Below are 15,217 nucleotides of genomic sequence, written 5' to 3'. Positions count from 1 at the left end.
CGTCCGAATTGTTTGCCTGTTTCCAAGCGTCTCACCGCACTACTCACTACAAACGTGCCGAGCAGTAGCAGTTTGTGTCTTTGCAGCACCGCAGCGACCAAGATCGTGCCATGCGCACAAATAGTTGGTTGCGGGGGCCGGATTTGAACCGACGACCTTCGGGTTATGAGCCCGACGAGCTACCGAGCTGCTCCACCCCGCGTCTGAGGTCGCCAATAATAGGCTCCATCCCAAATATTGCAAGCAAAAATCTTGAAAAAGTTGAGCGTGTGTACTATATCGCCGCAATCTGGTGCTTTGCCGGACAAACCGCTTTGTTTTTATGCAGTTAAGATCATGCCTTGGGAAAAAATCATCCCTCGTCCCCCTGAATACGACGACGGGTCCGCAGGTTCACCCGCGATAAGAGGCAGATCCGGCCCCCGCTCAGTTGAACTGATAGCGATAGGCGATGCCCAGTTGCTGATCCTCGCCATAGCTGTTGTCTGAGAGATGGGCATAGGTGCTGATGGATTGGCGCTTGGTGAACTTGTAGCCCATGCCGAGACCGGCAGAGTAGCCGTGGTAATCATCCGAGCCCGCCGAGCCTGTGCCAAAGGCGATCAGGGTCCACTTGGGTGAGAGAGGTTTGAGGGTGAAGACCCCCAGATAGCCCCCCTTGCTGGTGTTGGGCATCAGCACGAAGGCAGAGTCGGTGTTGAGGTCCACGTCGCCACAGCCCTGGCTGCCCACCTCGCAGGCGATGTCGCCCTCGTTATAGCTCAGCCCCCCCATGGGAAAGATCTGCCAGCCGGCGGGGGCGAAGCCAAACGCGCTCAGGGGGATGAAGGTGCCTATGTTGTAGCTGGTCTGGTTCGCATCATGCTCAAACTGCTTCTTGCTGAAGTTGAAGTTGACGATGCCAAAATCAAACAGCCAGGAGCCCCCCAGTCGCCACTCGCTGGCATCCTTGTTGATCGATGCGTTGAGCTTGCTGACCGGTCCCATACCTATCGAACCCGAGACCTTGAACTCATCCGTGTAGCTGGCCCCCAGCTGGGTCACCACCTTGGTGGGATCGTCCGCCAGCTTGTCACTCTCCTTGATGTCGCGAGCAGAGCCGCTGGCCGCGGCCCCGCTCGCCCACAACAAGAGTGCCAGCCCGATAACCTCTCTCCATCCATCCTGCATTGGTCTCATCCCTGAGTGGTTGTCATCTGGCGATGGCGCGGATGTCACTATCTCCTACTTCATTGCTCAAGACAACGCGAGCAGTTGCAGGGCGCCGGTGGCGGCCACCTCGGCGATCAGCAGGCCACACAGGGTCACCGACAACACCACGGGGGCCGTCTCCTGCTGGCGATAGAGGGGGGTGAACCAGAGCAGCAAGGCGGCGATCAGCAGGCCGCTCTGGGTCAGGATCCAGGGCAGCAAGGTATCCAGCAGCGCCTCGCTCGGCTGCGCCATCAACAGCAGGGCCACCAGCCAGAGCAGGCTGCCGACCGCCGCCGCCAGCCCCGTCATGGGCAGCAGGGTATTGAATGCCTGCAACCGGTGACGAGCCCGCAGCAGCATGAGGTGAGCAAACGCCGCCCCCAGCAGCACCATCTGCAACAGGCCACCGAGCCAACCCTGGATCTGCATCAGCCCCAGCCCGTACAGGGCCAGCGGCATGGCGGGTAGCCACAGCAGGGTGCCCGGGATGGCGCGCTTGCCCTCGAGGCGAGACTGGACCAGGGACAGGGCGATCCCCAGGATCAGGGCCGCGCCCCCGCACCAGACGAGCCAGCCCTTCATCCCGGCCTCGATGGCCAGCATCAGGGAGAGCCCGGTGATCACCCAGATGGAGAAGAGTTGGGTGGTGATGCGCGAGCGCTGGCCCGGGCAGAGATCGCCGCGCCACAGCACCAGACCGAGGGCTATCAAGGCCCCCAGCGCCATCAGGCCGGTCAGGGGGAAGAGCCAAAAAGGAAGTTGGACGAACATAGGGTCTCCAGCAGCAGACAAAAAAGAGCGGAGCATTGTGCCCCTTGATAAAACAAAGGGGCGAGTATAGCCAAACTCGCCCCTATCCCCAACGCCTGCGGTGGCCGTTAACCCTGCCCGCGGGCCAGGGCGACCACCTTGGCAAACATCTGCTTGAGCACGGGGGGAATGCGCTCGCCGCCGAGCCGCTCCGCCTCTTCCACCACCGCCAGCGCCATGCCGGGCTTGCTGCGATGATGGATGGCCTTGGAGATGATGCGTCCGGCATTGAGGGTCGAACGTCCCCCTACTCCGGCCTCGCGCCGGAACACGGCCTCGAACCCGTTCTGATAGAGGTAGTGCTCTATGTCTGCCGCCGGCAGCTGGGTCAACCGATCCCGCTCGCGCTCCCCCTTGAGCAGGGAGCGGGCGGAGCTCGCGTACTTGGCGCCCGCCTCGTCGCCATCGGTGAGCAGGTGCCACTCGATGCCAAAGTCGCGGGCCACCTTGATGAGCGGCGCCTGGCCACACTGGGCGAACTCGATGATGCGCACCCCTTCCGCCCGCAGGCTGTAGCCGCAGATCTGGGCCAGCTCAGAGAGCAGCCAGATCTCGGTCTCCCCCTCCACCAGCAACCAGCAGCGGGCAAACATCGACATGGGCCGGTTGATGCGCACATGGAAGGCGATCTTGCGCAGATCGTCGCTGCTGTAGCGCTCGCCGCCGAGCTGATGGCAGAGGATGTCCTGCTGGCGCCGCACCAGTCGGCGGATCTGGTTGAGCGGCAAGGAGGAGAGCAAGTCCCCGGAATTGGTGGTGAGCAGCTTCTGGCCGGGCAACTGCTCGAGCAGGCCCCAGGCCAGGGCCAGCATGGTCGGGTGCAGCCGGCTCTCGGGATCTTCCAGTATCAGGATGGGTCTGGCCCCGTCCTCCAGCTCGCGGTTGCCGCGGGCGTTGAGCAGCATGGCCGCCATGCCCGCCATGGCCAGCTGCAGCGCCCGGTTGTCGGCGCCCCGCAGCAGGGTCTGCAAATTGCCTGGGTTGCGCAAGGTCATGGGGCGGTTGACGATTTCCCGCTGGCTGCGGGGCTTGTGCTTGATGGGGGCCAGGGCGCTGAAGTAGTGCTCCATCAGCTGTTGCACCGCCTGCAGCGCCTCCTTGAGTTCGGGCTCACCGATGCGCTGGGGCTCGTCGGTGAGCTGGCCGGCCAGGTAGGCGAGCCGCTGCTCGGACAGGTCCCCCCAGGGCAGCACCTCGACCCCGTCGCGCGCCGAGCGCGCATCCCGCAGCCGAAATACCGGGTTCATGGTGATGAGCAGGCGCACCAGCTCGTCGTTGTTGTCGATGGTCAGGTTTTTGCCGATGCCATCGAGAAAATCATGGGTGGTCAGCACGCTGCCGTCATCTTGCAGCTCGGCGCTGGCGCGGTAGTGAATGCGGTGGAACTTGTCTCTGTGGGGGATCCAGGCCGCGCCGAGGCGGGCCAGGCGGCGGGAATGCTGGCACATCTGGGGGCGGTATTCGCTGAAGGTCAGCACCAGTTGCAGGGTGCGCGAGGGAGCCAGCTCGGGATCTTCCGGTTGGTGAAAATCATCGCGGCTGAATTGATAGGGGCCGGCATCCCCCAGCAGGCACCAGAGGGCACGCAGCAGGCTGGACTTGCCCCAGGCGTTCTCGCCGATGAGGACTGTGGTGTGATCGAGCCCAAGGGAGAGCCGATTTATGCCACGAAAACCTTTAACTTCAATGCGTTCCAGAAACATACAGCCATACCCGGTCCATCTCGATGGAGCCATAGTGGCAAAGTTGCCAACAAAATCCTACCGGGTCGCGACGATTTTCAGCGGGAACTGTGAGGCACGAGGGGTTCGGGGGCGGCGGGAACACAGAGGCGGATTTTCGGGCCATTCCAGTGGCTGAACCAGAGATGGCGGGTACGGACCTGACGCTTGCGATGATTCAATGGGCACTCCTTTGACGAGGGATGGCCGCCGGTGGCGACCCCATGACTGCCGCTTTGCAGTCATCAGGCGAGGAGTGTGCGGCTCATCCGTGACATTAGGATGACAGCTGACTGCGCCACTGGCCCGGGCTCAGGCCAAACGCCTCCCGAAAGCGGTTGCCAAGGTGAGCCTGGGAGGAGAAACCGCACTGGGCGGCGATGCTGGCCAGGGGAGCCGGGCCCAGCAGCAGTTGCTTGGCATGCTTGAGCCGCAGCCCCAGCAGGTAGCGATGGGGCGGACAGCCCAGGCTCTGGCCAAACATGCGGGCGAAGTGATATTCGCTAAGGCCCGCCTCCCGGGCAAGCTCGCTCAAGGTGACGGGCTCGGCCAGATGGGCCAGCAGGTACTCCTGCACCCGCCGGATCACGACTGGGGCCAGCCCGCCGCGCACCTCGGGCAGGCTGGGCGCCTCCCGGGTGTGGTGGCGATAGGCGTGCAGCATCAGCATCCAGGCGCCGTGGGAGAGCGCCATGCGATCGCCCCCCTGCTGCCAGTCCAGCTTCATCAGTTGGGATTGCACCAGGGCCGCGACCTGCGCGTCCTCGATGAAGGTCTTGTCTTCCAGCAGCAGGTGGCGCCCCTCCTTGTCGCAAGCCTGCTCGGCGATGCGGCCAAGGTGCTCCGGGCTGAAATAGAGGTGGAAGAAGCGAAACTCCTCGCGCACCAGCCATTCGGATCTGTGGTGATCCGGCATGATGCACACCTTGCCGGCTCCGCCGTGACCGCCAGGCCCATCGAGCCGCTCGGTCTGCTCGCCCCCCTGCAGGTAAACGCTGACGGTGTGATGGCCCGGCTTGTGGTAGCGGGTCTGATCGTAGCGGTTGCGCCAGCTGGCAAGGCCGAGGCCGGGCTCCAACCAGCAGGAGTCCTCCAGCCGCGCCCCCGTGCTGACCAGTGCATCGAATACCCCCGCCTGTCTCATCTGCCGCACCCTGTTTGTGTCTCTGTGCCCTTGTCCTGCTTCATCTTACCCGTCCCGCTCGCCTCGCACAGCGCCTGCGCCAAAAAAACCGCAAGATGGTGTAAGCCAGCCAGGGGCATCCGGCCCATGCTGATCCCATCTCCTTCTCACTCGCCGGATCTGTTATGAACCTCATGCTCTACCTCGCCACCGTCCTCATCTGGGGCAGCACCTGGATTGCCATCGCCTGGCAGCTCGGCCCCATCCCCATCGAAGTCTCAGTGCTCTACCGCTTCGCCCTGGCGGCCCTGGCCCTGTTTGCCCTGCTCACGGTGAGCGGCAAGTTCCCGCGCCTGCCCTGGCAAGGCCAGCGCTACGCCGCTCTGCTCGGTGCCCTACTTTTTTCCACCAACTTTCTCTGCTTCTACCACGCCACACTCTATATCCCGAGCGGCCTGTCGGCGGTGATCTTCGCCAGCGCCAGCATCTTCAACGGCCTCAACCTCTGGCTGTTCGAGGGCAAGCGCCCCAACTTGCGTTGGCTGCAGGGCTCTGTGCTGGGGCTCGTCGGCACCCTGCTCTTGTTCTGGCCCGTGCTGGCGGATGCCCAACTCGGTGCCAACGCCTGGAAGGGGTTGTTGTTTGCCTGTGCGGGCACCCTCTGCTTCTCGCTCGGCAACCTGGTATCGGCCCGGGGCCAACGTCAGGGTTACCATGTGCTGCAGATGGTGCCCTGGGGCATGGTCTACGGCGTCGTCTTGCTGCTGGGCTGGGTCGCCCTGCTCGGTCAGTCCCTGACCGTCCCCACCGAGCCTCGCTACCTCGCCGCCATGGTCTACCTGGCCATCTTCGGCTCCGTCATCGCCTTCACCGCCTACCTCACCCTGGTGGGACGCATCGGCGCCAGCAAGGCGGCCTATGCCACAGTGCTGTTCCCCCTGGTGGCGCTCAGCCTCTCCACCCTGTATGAGGGCTTCGTCTGGCAGACCATCTCCATCGTCGGCGTGGTGGTGAGCCTCATCGGCAACCTGGTGATCTTCGCGCCCCCCGTCAAGGCGTGGCGCTGGCCGTTATCGAGGGCTACAAACGGTACTTGCCCCTGATGCTGGCAGCCCCTAAGGTAACGCCTTCCAACGAAACAGACGGGAGGCGATATGTTACTGGAAGGGCTGGAGACACTCTGCCTGCTGGCAAGCGAGGGCACCATGGCCAAGGTGGCCAGCCGCCTCTACATCAGCCAGTCGGCGGTGAGCAAGCGCATCAATCAGCTGGAGCTGCGCCTTGGCAAGAAGCTCATCGAGCCGGACGGGCGCCAGATCCGGCTCACCCCCCAGGCCCGCGAGCTGCTGGCCCGGGTCGCCCCTAGCCTCGCCGAGATGAAGGGCGTACTGGCAGACAGCCAGACGCTGACCGATGGCAGCCCCCTCCCCGTCGCCTGCTCCGAGACCCTGCTGGCGGGCTACCTCGCCCGCTTCATGCACGACTACCTGGCGCGGGATCCCCACATTGCCCTCTCTACCCACCATACCCCTGTGATCCTGGCGCGGGTGCGCGGCGGCGACGTCCTGCTCGGCATCTGTGCCGGCCGCTTGCCCCCAGGCCACGGCCTGTGCGCCGAGCTGTTGCTGGAGGAGCCCTTCTATCTGGTGGGGGACGATCAGGACGAGGCGGCCAGGCCCGATCAGCAAGGCGCCTTGGCTGACATGCAACCATCTGAGGGAGGGATAAGTGAAGGAGTCCTGGTGCAGGACAAGGCGCGCAAGATCCTGACCATGGACCTGGAGAATCCCTCCAACCGCTATCTGCGCGAGCCGCTGGCGGCCTTGGGGTTCGCCCCCGCCATGGAGCTCGACTCCTATCTGGCGCTGATTGAACTCGCCAAGGCGGGCATAGGCCCTGTGCTGCTGCCGGCCGGGCTACTGGCCCTGGTGGGGGATCAGGGCCGCAAGGCCCGTCCCCTGCCGGGGCTCGGGCGCCCGCTGCACCTGGTCTATCGGCCGAACAGCCTGAAGCGGGCGCGCATCCAGCGACTGGTCGAGGCTATCAGGGGACACTTCGCCCGGGTGGCAATCGCTGATACCTCGTCAGAATAAACCGCTTACACTAGCCAGCTAAACAGTTCTGGATACTGGCTCCACACCAATTTGGCAGACATCAGCAAGGAAACGGTGACCAGCAGCGGTTTAATCAGCTTGACCCCCTTCTTCAATACCAGCTTGGAGCCAAAGCGGGCGCCGATAAACTGGCCGAGGGCCATGCAAAAACCGACACTCCACACCACCTTGCCGCCGAGGGCAAAGAACAGCAGGGAGGCGATGTTGGAGGTGAAGTTCAGCAGCTTGGTGTGAGCCGTGGCCCGCGCCATGCCAAACCCCGCCAGCGCCACGAAGCCGATGGCAAAGAATGACCCGGTACCGGGCCCGAAGAAGCCGTCATAGAAGCCGACCCCGCCCCCCACCAGCAGCGCAAACAGCATGGGGGTGAGGCGGCGCTGGCTCTCGGCATCGCTCACCCGGGGGGAGAAGTAGAAGTAACAGGCGAACGCCACCAGCAGGAAGGGCAGCAGCCGCTCCAGGATGGCGGCGTTTATGGTCTGCACCGTCAGGGTGCCGAGGGCCGCGCCGATGAAGGTGCAGATCACCGCAGGCCAGATGATGCCCCACTCCAGCAGGCCGCGGCGGGCATAGAACCAAGTGGCGGAGAAGGAGCCGAAACTGCTCTGCAACTTGTTGGTGCCGAGCACCAGTGCCGGTGGCATGCCGGTGGCGAGCAGGGCCGGCACCGTCAACAGGCCGCCGCCCCCGGCGATGGCGTCGATAAAGCCGGCGATGAGGGCCACCCCGAACAGGGCGACCAGGGTATACAGTTCCAATTCCATCCATAGACCTCGTGTGATGATAGGGCCCGCCGCACCGGCGCCGGGAACCTGAATGAGTCAAGCTGGTCGCTATCCTAGCGAGCTCTCGCTCATGAGGCTAACGAAACGATGGCAGCCAATCGATTCCTGATTTTCATCATTTAGCCCCTTGGCTCAGGCGGCGTCGGATCCCCGCAGGCCAACCTCGGCCAGTTCACCACCCTCCCCCTTGATGGCTTCGAGGGCCTGCAACAACGGCGTCTCATCCTCTCCCGGCGCCCGGCTCACCCGCCCGGCCATGTAGCGGCTGCTGAAGAGATTAAACCAGAGCTGCAGCGCCTGACCTGCTTCGAGCTCACCGGCCACCTCCAGCACGCAGGCCGCCACCTCGGCGGTGCACAGGTGCTCGTCGCAATTGGCCACCCGCATGCCATAGGTGGAGAGCGCCTCGGGTTTGACCGCCAGCACCGGGAAGCCATCGAGGTAGGGGCTCATGTTGAACATCTTGCGCGCCTCGGGCCAGGTGCCGTCCAGCAGGATGAACAGCGGCTTCTTGCCAGGAGCCAGGGTCACTTCCGTGGTGAGACGGGTCGGCTCCTTCTCGCAGGCGGGAAACACCACATAGGGCTGCCAGGCGGGATCCGCCAACAGGGCCAGCAACTCGGGATGGGGTTTTGTACGCTGCCATAGGAAGGCCCAGGTGGTGTCTGGCAAGACGTCTGCGATGAGGCGGCCGGTGTTGGAGGGTTTCATGGGTTCGCTGTCATACATCAGCAGGCAGAAACCCGCCTCTGCCTTGAGCTCGGGGCGCCACTCGCAGGCACACCAGGCATGACGCAGCTGGCACGCCTCGCAGCGCGGCACGGCGCCGCCACGGGCGAGAAAGGGTCGGGTCGAGATGCTCTTGCGCCAGATGCGCAGGCGATTGACGGCGTGATCGGGGACTTTGTTCATGGAGGGCGCGGCTCGGCGGTGCGGTACACAAGGTGCGATACAAGGGGGCCAGATTGTAACGAGCGACTCAGCGGGCCGCAAGGGCGTGGCATGGCGACGCGAATGGCGGCATTGAGCGGCATCAATGGCGCCGCCCTCTATACTTGGTCGTCGCCCATGATCCCACCCACGGGACCTGATGGGACACAGGAGGAGAAGATGGCAGAACAAGACATGGCCAGGGAACACGCCCTGGCCGAAGGCTCGACCTTTACCTGGCACGAACTCTATGTGCCCGATGGCGAGGCGGGCGTGAGCTTCTACACAGAGGTGCTCGGCTGGCAGGTGCAGCAGACCGCGCTGGAAGGTTTTGATTACCCCATGCTGGTCGCCAACGGCCGGCCTGTGGCGGGCGTCATGTCCACCAGGGACAATCCCCAGATGGAAGGGGTGCCGCCCCACTGGGCCACCTATATAGCGGTGGACGACGTGGATGCGCGGCTCGCCAAGGTGACCCGGCACGGAGGTTCAGTGGTGGTGCCCCCCATGGACATACCCACAGTCGGGCGCATGGCGCTGATTGCCGACCCGCAGGGGGCCCACATCTGGCTGTTTACCTCGGCCCCCATGTGAGCGGATTTGCATCCCATATGACAGAGGGGCCATCAGGCCCCTCTTCGTTTATGCATGCCGTACTCAGGCAGATTTGCGCAGGATTTGCTCGAGGAAGTGCGCGAAGCTGTGACCGTGATGCTCCAGCAGTTTCGGGAACATGGAGATGGAGGTCATGCCCGGGAAGGTGTTGATCTCGTTGAGCAGGATCTCCCCCTCTTCGGTCAGGAAGAAGTCGATGCGCGACAGGTGGGTCAGTTTGAGCTGACGGAATGCCTTGAGGGCATAGGCCTGGATGGCATCGGACTGGGCCTGGGTCAGGCCTTCGGCCCGCAGGGCGGTCTCGGTGTGGCTGGCGCTGCTGTATTTCTCTTCATAGGTGTAGAACTTGTCGGTGGGCACGCAGATCTCCCCCGGATAGGTCGCCACCAGCTCGTCACCGTACTGATAGACAGCCACTTCCAGCTCGCGGGGCTTGACCGCTTTTTCGATCAGTACCTGCTCTGAATAGCCGAACGCATCCTTGATGCCCTGCAGCAGCTCGGCCTCGTTGCTGGCGGAGTAGCAGCCGACGGAGGAGCCCTGGGAGGCTGCCTTGATAAACACCTTGCCCCATTTGGCCAGCGCCGCCTTGGCATCGCGAACTCCCGCCTCGTCCTGCTCGGTCAGGAACAGATACGGGGTGTTGGGGATGTCGAGGGCGGAGAACCACAGCTTGGTGCTGATCTTGTTGAAGCAGATCTTGCTCGCCTCGGCGTCACAGCCCAGATATGGCAGGCCCGCCAGCTCCAGGAAGGATTGCAGATCGCCGGTCTCACCCGGGTAGCCGTGGATGCAGGGCACCACGTAATCCACCGGACGGGCCACGCTGTCGAAGGAGAGCAGCTTGTCCAGCCCCAGCTTGCACTCGCGGCCATCGGCGCTGAGCCAGCGATCGGCAAACATCTCGACCCGGGTCACTTCGACCCCGGCCAGCAGACCGAGTTGTTGCTCGAGGAAATTGGCGCTGCGCAGAGAGACTTCGTGCTCGGCGCCACCGCCGCCGCACAGCAGCAAGACATGCATGTTCTTCATTAGATGTGATCCCTTGGGAGAAGCGGCTTCGTCATGAGTGGTGATAATCCCATCGCGCGATCTCACGCGAATACCGGGCGAAGCCAGAAACGAACATAAGTGCGGCCAGTGTAGCAAGGGAGACAAAGCCTTGTCAGCCGATGGCGCCCCTGTTTCCCCCCTTGGGGCCAGAAAGACGCAAATGGGGGCAAGGCCTGTGTCAAAAAGAGTCTTATCGGCCCTTAGCGCGGCGGATCCACCCGCCCGGCCCCGTTGCCATTGACCCGAAACCAGCCGGCGATGCTGTAGCGTTCGAGACTCGCTGGCAGCACCTCGTGGGGAAACTCTTCCGACAAAAACAGCACCAGCCGCCCGCCCTTGGGGGAGACGTCCATCAGAAACTGTTCGTCGTTGTCATAGACTCGCAGCACCCCGCCCGCCTCGGGCGCCCAGCCGTTGTTGAGATAGAACACCGAGGTGAGGCGGCGGTTGGAGCGACCGGCGAAGGCGTCTCTGTGAGTGGCGTAGAAATCCCCCTCACGATAGCGGGCAAAATGGGCCTCGTAGTCGAACAGCCCCAGCATCAGGTTGCGGTTCGCCGCCAGACGAAGGGATTCCATGCGAGACAGATAGGCCGCCACCGGCGCCCCCTGATCCGGCTCCAGCCAGTGGATCTGATCACGGCGAATGTCCGGGTTGCCCTGATGCAGCCCCTCGCGCCCTATGCCCGCCGGCTGCCATTCATGGGGCAGACAGGCTTTCAGTGCATCCACCTCTTCGGCGGTTAAAAAGTCGTCCACTATCACCCATCCCCGGGTGTAAATGGCATCCATGACGGCTTGATAGTCCAAGATGGGGCTCACAGCGAATGGAGAGAGTGCGCTTTGTAGCGACTTAATGTCGCCGGCACAAACCGGTTTGCTTCTCTTGAGAAGTCCCGCCATCAATGCGGCTCCTGCCGCTGAGCCCATGAGTGGTTGAGTGCCGTGCCTGGCATACCACATTTCCCCCTTGCCCAGCCGCACCGGGCCCGCTAACGTGTTGATATTAGCGGGCACCGGACTCGCGAGCTAACCTGAGACCGGGCCCATCAAGCCACTGATATTGTCCCGAACCGGGCTCACGGCCGAGCCCGATTTCCCCTTGATTGAGGAGCCTGCCATGTCGTTATCATCCTTCCCCCTGCAACGCCTTGATGGCAGCGATTTTCCCCCACAGGCTCTGCAAGGCAAGGTCATCCTGGTGGTGAATGTGGCGAGCCGCTGCGGCTTCACTCCCCAATACACAGGGCTCGAGGCGCTCTATCAGCAGCTTGGCCCAGAGGGGCTGCTGGTGCTGGGCTTCCCCTGCGATCAGTTCGGCCACCAGGAGCCGGGAGATGCCGAGGAGATAGCGCGTTTTTGCTCGGTGGATTACCCGGTGAGCTTCCCCATCCTGGCCAAGTGCGAGGTGAACGGCGAGCAGGCCCACCCCTTCTACCGCTGGCTCAAGCAACAAAAACCCGGGCTGCTCGGCAGCGAGGCCATCAAGTGGAACTTCACCAAGTTTCTGATCAATCGCGAGGGTCAGGTGGTAGACAGGTTTGCCCCCCAGACCAAGCCGGAGGAGCTGACCGACAAGATCCGGGCCCTGCTCTGAACCACGGCAGGCCTCATACGGCGCGAACCAACAAGGCCTTTCCCCGCCAGAAGCTTGCCCAGCCGGAACTCGGCTTCGCGAGCGGGCCAGATGCGACAGGGTGACTGTCGTGCGCGCCCCGCTTCTGCTATATTACGCGCCCAATATTCTTTTCCAGGTCGTTGCGAGCCTGATGGCGGCCCAAAGTGGGCGTTTTCACTCGTGATGACCCTAGCAACCTCTTTTTCATGTCGTGACGGGCCGCAGGCGGCCCTCACCCGTTGAGCCCAAGGCTCGGAGTCTCTCTTTAACATGTCATTCAATGAACTGGGTCTGTCACCGCACATACTGCGGGCCGTCAAGGAGCTGGGTTACGAACAGCCAACCCCCATCCAGCAGCAAGCCATTCCTGCCATCCTGGCCGGACAGGACGTGCTGGGTGGCGCCCAGACCGGCACCGGCAAGACGGCCGGTTTCACCCTGCCCATGTTGCACCGGCTGCTGGCCAATCACGGCCGTGGTGGCCGTCGTCAGGTCCGCGCCCTGGTGCTGACCCCGACCCGTGAGCTGGCCGCCCAGGTGGGTGAGAGCATCATCAAGTACGCCCATCACCTGCCGTTCCGTACCCTGATCGCCTACGGCGGCGTCAGCATCAAGCCGAACCTCGACGCCATCAAGCTCGGGGTCGACATCCTGGTCGCCACCCCGGGCCGTCTGCTGGATCTGCTGACCCAGGGGGCGCTGACCCTGAATGCGCTGGAAGTGCTGGTACTGGATGAAGCGGATCGCATGCTCGACATGGGTTTTATCACCGACATCCGCCGCATCATGAAGGCGCTGCCGGACCAGCGGCAGACCCTGCTGTTCTCCGCCACCTTCTCCGATGACATCAAGGCGCTGGCGGACGATCTGCTCAAGACCCCGACCCTCATCGAGGTGAGCCCGACCAACAGCACGGCCGAGCAGGTCAACCAGCGCATCATCAAGGTGGATCGCGAGCGCAAGCGCGAGCTGCTCTCCCACATGATCGGTCGCAACAACTGGCAGCGGGTGCTGGTGTTCGTGCGCACCAAGCAGATCGCTGACAGGCTCGCCGAGCAGATGGTGAAAGATGGCCTGGATACCGTCGCCATTCACGGTGACAAGACCCAGGGTGCCCGCAACCGGGCGCTGGCGGATTTTCGTGAAGGCAAGGTGCGGGTGCTGGTCGCCACCGACATCGCCGCTCGTGGCCTCGACATCGACAACCTGCCCCACGTCATCAACTTCGAGCTGCCCCAGGTGGCCGAGGATTACATCCACCGCATCGGCCGCACCGGTCGCGCCGGGCGTGGCGGCGAGGCCATCTCCCTGGTGAGCCTGGATGAGCAGGAGCAGCTCAAAGCCATCGAGGCACTGATAGGCCTGAGCATCCCGAGCGAGATCCTGGAAGGCTACGAGCCGAGCGGCAAGCCGACGCGCCAGACCCTGCCAAGCAACAAGTCGGTGCAGAACCCGTCGCGGGATCGGGGCCATGCCAACGCCAAGCACAACAACAAGGCAGCCAAGGGCAAACCGGGCGCCAAGGGCAAGCCAGCTGCCGGCAAGCCCAAAGGGGATGCGCCCAAGAAGCCAGCCCCTGCCCGCAAGCGCGAGATCGTGGGGGAAGACATCGGCTTCACCCCCATGCGCCGCCTGCCCAAGACCCAGCGTGACGACTATCAGGACAACTCCAACGAGGAGTAATGCCGCCCCGTCCACACCGTAAAAAAACCGCCATCTGGCGGTTTTTTACGTCTCGTAACCCTCTGCTAGCAACGGCTAGCAACTATTGGCTAGCCGGGATAGACCTTCTCGAAGCGCTCCAGCACCAACTCGGATTGCGGGTTGAAAGGCACGCCGACCTCCCGGGCGAAGGCAGTGAAAAACGCCATATGAGCATCACGCCACCACGCAAGCGTGCCATCACCCTCCCCTTCGGCAGCAGCAAATGCTGCCTCCACCGCCTCGAACGGGCAGATGGATACCTCGGTCAGCCGAACGATGCAGACCGGCTGCTGGGCCCAGTTCAGCACCAGGCTGAGCCTGCCTACTGTGGGCAGCGGCTCGTTGGCCTGCTCATAACCCGCCTTCAGGCTGCAGGAGGCACGCTTGATACCGGCGGCGATCAGGCGGGCGCACTCGTTGGCGTTACATTCATCGGCGCAGAAATGCTCCGCCACCATCTGGGGGATGGCGCCGCGCTCCGCCTCGCTCAGTGTGTCGAGATAGGCCTCCATAAAGGCCTGCTGGTGCGGGGTCATGACGGATCCTCACCCCGATCAGCCGCCAGGGGCTGAGCGGGTAGCTCCTCCTCGCCAAGCGCCATATGCAGCAGCGGATAGGGCCTGCCCTCCCCATCCAGGGGCGAACGCCCCACCACCACGAAGCCCATCCGTCGGTAAAATCCGCAGGCTCCTTCGTTTTGCTCGTTCACATCCACCCGGCTCGCCCCAAGCTCGGCGATGGCATGGGCTACCAGCCGACGGCCAACCCCTTGCCCCATCGCCTCGGGGGCCACAAACAGCATCTCGATATTGCCGTCAGCCACCCCGATAAAACCGGCGATGACGCCATTCTGCCTGGCGCAATAGAGGCGCACGGCATCGAAATAGTGCTCGAGGATCATGGGCCTCAGGGCCCCTATGTCGGCTTCTTGCAGGAAGTGGTGAGTGGCACGCACCGAAGCCTCCCAGATCCCGATCAGGGTCGGGTGATCGCACTTTAGTGCGGCATCAATCTTCATCGATATCTCCATCACTGGGGAATGTCCCATGGTCCTAGCGATGTACGCAGTCCATGGGCTTATTGCGGCGCCTTGATAACAAACCCTTTCTCGATGCCAGCCTTGAAACCAAGCCCCTCGTAGAGGCGATGAGCAGCCTCTCGCCCCTCCCCGGAGAGCAGCATCACCTTGTAGCAACCCAGCTCCCAGGCGAGCACCAGGGTGCGCTCGAGCAGCCGGTGGCTGAGCCCCTGGCGGCGAAACGCCGCGCCTGTGATCACATGCTCTATGATGCCGAAGGGTCGGCCGCCGTTGGTGAGGGTCGGAATGATCCCAAGCTGGCAACTGGATGCCAGCTGGCCATCGACCAGGGCCACCATGATGCGGGTATGGGGTTGGTCAAGCAGGGCCGCCAGCCCTTCGCGGGCGGCGTGCTCACCGAGCACGGGGTCTTGGGGTCTGAGCTCCCCATAGAGGGCCAGCAGCCCGGCCAGGTCTTGCAACTCACACTCCCTGATCACCACTGTCGTCATCTTGCTGATCTCCCTTGGCAT

16 protein-coding genes and 1 tRNA gene are annotated in these 15,217 nt (G+C 63.4%); 5 read left to right on the top strand and 12 right to left on the bottom strand.

All coding sequences use genetic code 11. From position 1 onward, the window contains the following. Nucleotides 1-125: 125 nt before the first annotated feature. The 5 genes from CUC44_RS16625 to CUC44_RS16605 form a co-directional block, all read right to left on the bottom strand. Nucleotides 126-202, bottom strand: a tRNA-Met gene (locus tag CUC44_RS16625). Nucleotides 203-426: 224 nt separating this feature from the next. Further along, the gene (locus CUC44_RS16620) at nt 427-1,170 is read right to left on the bottom strand and encodes a hypothetical protein (RefSeq protein ID WP_208621083.1); all 744 of its coding nucleotides are present in this window, start codon (nt 1,168-1,170) and stop codon (nt 427-429) included. Between the two features lie 66 nt (nt 1,171-1,236). Continuing rightward, nucleotides 1,237-1,965 (bottom strand): hypothetical protein, encoded by a 729-nt coding sequence (locus tag CUC44_RS16615; RefSeq protein ID WP_100860988.1) that lies wholly within the window; start codon nt 1,963-1,965, stop codon nt 1,237-1,239. A gap of 107 nt (nt 1,966-2,072) precedes the next feature. Next, on the bottom strand, nt 2,073-3,707 hold the full coding sequence (locus CUC44_RS16610) for an ATP-dependent endonuclease (protein WP_100860987.1): 1,635 nt from the start codon (nt 3,705-3,707) through the stop codon (nt 2,073-2,075). Between the two features lie 295 nt (nt 3,708-4,002). Then, complete coding sequence (locus CUC44_RS16605) at nt 4,003-4,869, bottom strand: helix-turn-helix domain-containing protein (protein ID WP_167388933.1); 867 nt, start codon at nt 4,867-4,869, stop codon at nt 4,003-4,005. A 164-nt stretch (nt 4,870-5,033) separates the two neighbouring features. On the opposite strand from CUC44_RS16605, the gene CUC44_RS16600 reads away from it, so the two are divergent. Together CUC44_RS16600 and CUC44_RS16595 are read left to right on the top strand one after the other, a co-directional pair. Then, nucleotides 5,034-5,951, top strand: coding sequence for a DMT family transporter (locus tag CUC44_RS16600; RefSeq protein ID WP_100860985.1), 918 nt, complete (start codon nt 5,034-5,036; stop codon nt 5,949-5,951). Between the two features lie 51 nt (nt 5,952-6,002). Beyond that, nucleotides 6,003-6,941 (top strand): LysR family transcriptional regulator, encoded by a 939-nt coding sequence (locus CUC44_RS16595; protein WP_100860984.1) that lies wholly within the window; start codon nt 6,003-6,005, stop codon nt 6,939-6,941. A gap of 5 nt (nt 6,942-6,946) precedes the next feature. Here the strand turns inward: CUC44_RS16595 and CUC44_RS16590 are convergent, their stop codons facing one another. After that, nucleotides 6,947-7,726 (bottom strand): TSUP family transporter, encoded by a 780-nt coding sequence (locus CUC44_RS16590; protein WP_100860983.1) that lies wholly within the window; start codon nt 7,724-7,726, stop codon nt 6,947-6,949. Nucleotides 7,727-7,879: 153 nt separating this feature from the next. Then, nucleotides 7,880-8,659, bottom strand: coding sequence for a tRNA-uridine aminocarboxypropyltransferase (locus tag CUC44_RS16585; RefSeq protein WP_100860982.1), 780 nt, complete (start codon nt 8,657-8,659; stop codon nt 7,880-7,882). Nucleotides 8,660-8,857: 198 nt separating this feature from the next. On the opposite strand from CUC44_RS16585, the gene CUC44_RS16580 reads away from it, so the two are divergent. Continuing rightward, nucleotides 8,858-9,271: a VOC family protein gene (locus CUC44_RS16580; RefSeq protein ID WP_100860981.1), complete on the top strand. Its 414-nt coding sequence runs from the start codon at nt 8,858-8,860 to the stop codon at nt 9,269-9,271. 63 nt (nt 9,272-9,334) lie between these two features. Here the strand turns inward: CUC44_RS16580 and CUC44_RS16575 are convergent, their stop codons facing one another. Beyond that, nucleotides 9,335-10,324: a D-alanine--D-alanine ligase gene (locus CUC44_RS16575; protein WP_100860980.1), complete on the bottom strand. Its 990-nt coding sequence runs from the start codon at nt 10,322-10,324 to the stop codon at nt 9,335-9,337. 221 nt (nt 10,325-10,545) lie between these two features. Next, a complete protein-coding gene (locus CUC44_RS16570; protein ID WP_100860979.1) occupies nt 10,546-11,154 on the bottom strand; it encodes a 2OG-Fe(II) oxygenase in 609 nt (202 codons plus the stop codon). A 310-nt stretch (nt 11,155-11,464) separates the two neighbouring features. On the opposite strand from CUC44_RS16570, the gene CUC44_RS16565 reads away from it, so the two are divergent. Both CUC44_RS16565 and CUC44_RS16560 read left to right on the top strand, forming a co-directional pair. Beyond that, on the top strand, nt 11,465-11,941 hold the full coding sequence (locus CUC44_RS16565) for a glutathione peroxidase (RefSeq protein WP_100860978.1): 477 nt from the start codon (nt 11,465-11,467) through the stop codon (nt 11,939-11,941). A 291-nt stretch (nt 11,942-12,232) separates the two neighbouring features. Next, nucleotides 12,233-13,645: a DEAD/DEAH box helicase gene (locus tag CUC44_RS16560; protein WP_100860977.1), complete on the top strand. Its 1,413-nt coding sequence runs from the start codon at nt 12,233-12,235 to the stop codon at nt 13,643-13,645. Between the two features lie 89 nt (nt 13,646-13,734). Here the strand turns inward: CUC44_RS16560 and CUC44_RS16555 are convergent, their stop codons facing one another. Genes CUC44_RS16555 through CUC44_RS16545 form a run of 3 tightly spaced genes read right to left on the bottom strand, consistent with a single transcriptional unit; the run spans nt 13,735 to nt 15,196 of the window. Continuing rightward, complete coding sequence (locus CUC44_RS16555; RefSeq protein WP_100860976.1) at nt 13,735-14,202, bottom strand: ASCH domain-containing protein; 468 nt, start codon at nt 14,200-14,202, stop codon at nt 13,735-13,737. Beyond that, nucleotides 14,199-14,684, bottom strand: a complete 486-nt coding sequence (locus tag CUC44_RS16550; protein ID WP_100860975.1) for a GNAT family N-acetyltransferase — start codon at nt 14,682-14,684, stop codon at nt 14,199-14,201. Before CUC44_RS16550 ends, CUC44_RS16555 begins: the two co-directional genes overlap by 4 nt. Before the next feature lie 59 nt (nt 14,685-14,743). Next, nucleotides 14,744-15,196: a GNAT family N-acetyltransferase gene (locus CUC44_RS16545; protein WP_100860974.1), complete on the bottom strand. Its 453-nt coding sequence runs from the start codon at nt 15,194-15,196 to the stop codon at nt 14,744-14,746. Nucleotides 15,197-15,217: the final 21 nt, after the last annotated feature.

It is taken from the genome of Aeromonas lusitana (assembly GCF_002812985.1).
GTDB lineage: Bacteria > Pseudomonadota > Gammaproteobacteria > Enterobacterales > Aeromonadaceae > Aeromonas > Aeromonas lusitana.
This window is presented reverse-complemented; position numbering and strand designations above follow the sequence as displayed.

What these genes read in the sequence shown, in the direction of transcription:
- CUC44_RS16620 (WP_208621083.1), bottom strand. Translation starts at nt 1,170, where the DNA reads ATGCAGGATGGATGGAGAGAGGTTATCGGGCTGGCACTCTTGTTGTGG.
- CUC44_RS16615 (WP_100860988.1), bottom strand. Translation starts at nt 1,965, where the DNA reads ATGTTCGTCCAACTTCCTTTTTGGCTCTTCCCCCTGACCGGCCTGATG.
- CUC44_RS16610 (WP_100860987.1), bottom strand. Translation starts at nt 3,707, where the DNA reads ATGTTTCTGGAACGCATTGAAGTTAAAGGTTTTCGTGGCATAAATCGG.
- CUC44_RS16605 (WP_167388933.1), bottom strand. Translation starts at nt 4,869, where the DNA reads ATGAGACAGGCGGGGGTATTCGATGCACTGGTCAGCACGGGGGCGCGG.
- CUC44_RS16600 (WP_100860985.1), top strand. Translation starts at nt 5,034, where the DNA reads ATGAACCTCATGCTCTACCTCGCCACCGTCCTCATCTGGGGCAGCACC.
- CUC44_RS16595 (WP_100860984.1), top strand. Translation starts at nt 6,003, where the DNA reads ATGTTACTGGAAGGGCTGGAGACACTCTGCCTGCTGGCAAGCGAGGGC.
- CUC44_RS16590 (WP_100860983.1), bottom strand. Translation starts at nt 7,726, where the DNA reads ATGGAATTGGAACTGTATACCCTGGTCGCCCTGTTCGGGGTGGCCCTC.
- CUC44_RS16585 (WP_100860982.1), bottom strand. Translation starts at nt 8,659, where the DNA reads ATGAACAAAGTCCCCGATCACGCCGTCAATCGCCTGCGCATCTGGCGC.
- CUC44_RS16580 (WP_100860981.1), top strand. Translation starts at nt 8,858, where the DNA reads ATGGCAGAACAAGACATGGCCAGGGAACACGCCCTGGCCGAAGGCTCG.
- CUC44_RS16575 (WP_100860980.1), bottom strand. Translation starts at nt 10,324, where the DNA reads ATGAAGAACATGCATGTCTTGCTGCTGTGCGGCGGCGGTGGCGCCGAG.
- CUC44_RS16565 (WP_100860978.1), top strand. Translation starts at nt 11,465, where the DNA reads ATGTCGTTATCATCCTTCCCCCTGCAACGCCTTGATGGCAGCGATTTT.
- CUC44_RS16560 (WP_100860977.1), top strand. Translation starts at nt 12,233, where the DNA reads ATGTCATTCAATGAACTGGGTCTGTCACCGCACATACTGCGGGCCGTC.
- CUC44_RS16555 (WP_100860976.1), bottom strand. Translation starts at nt 14,202, where the DNA reads ATGACCCCGCACCAGCAGGCCTTTATGGAGGCCTATCTCGACACACTG.
- CUC44_RS16550 (WP_100860975.1), bottom strand. Translation starts at nt 14,684, where the DNA reads ATGAAGATTGATGCCGCACTAAAGTGCGATCACCCGACCCTGATCGGG.
- CUC44_RS16545 (WP_100860974.1), bottom strand. Translation starts at nt 15,196, where the DNA reads ATGACGACAGTGGTGATCAGGGAGTGTGAGTTGCAAGACCTGGCCGGG.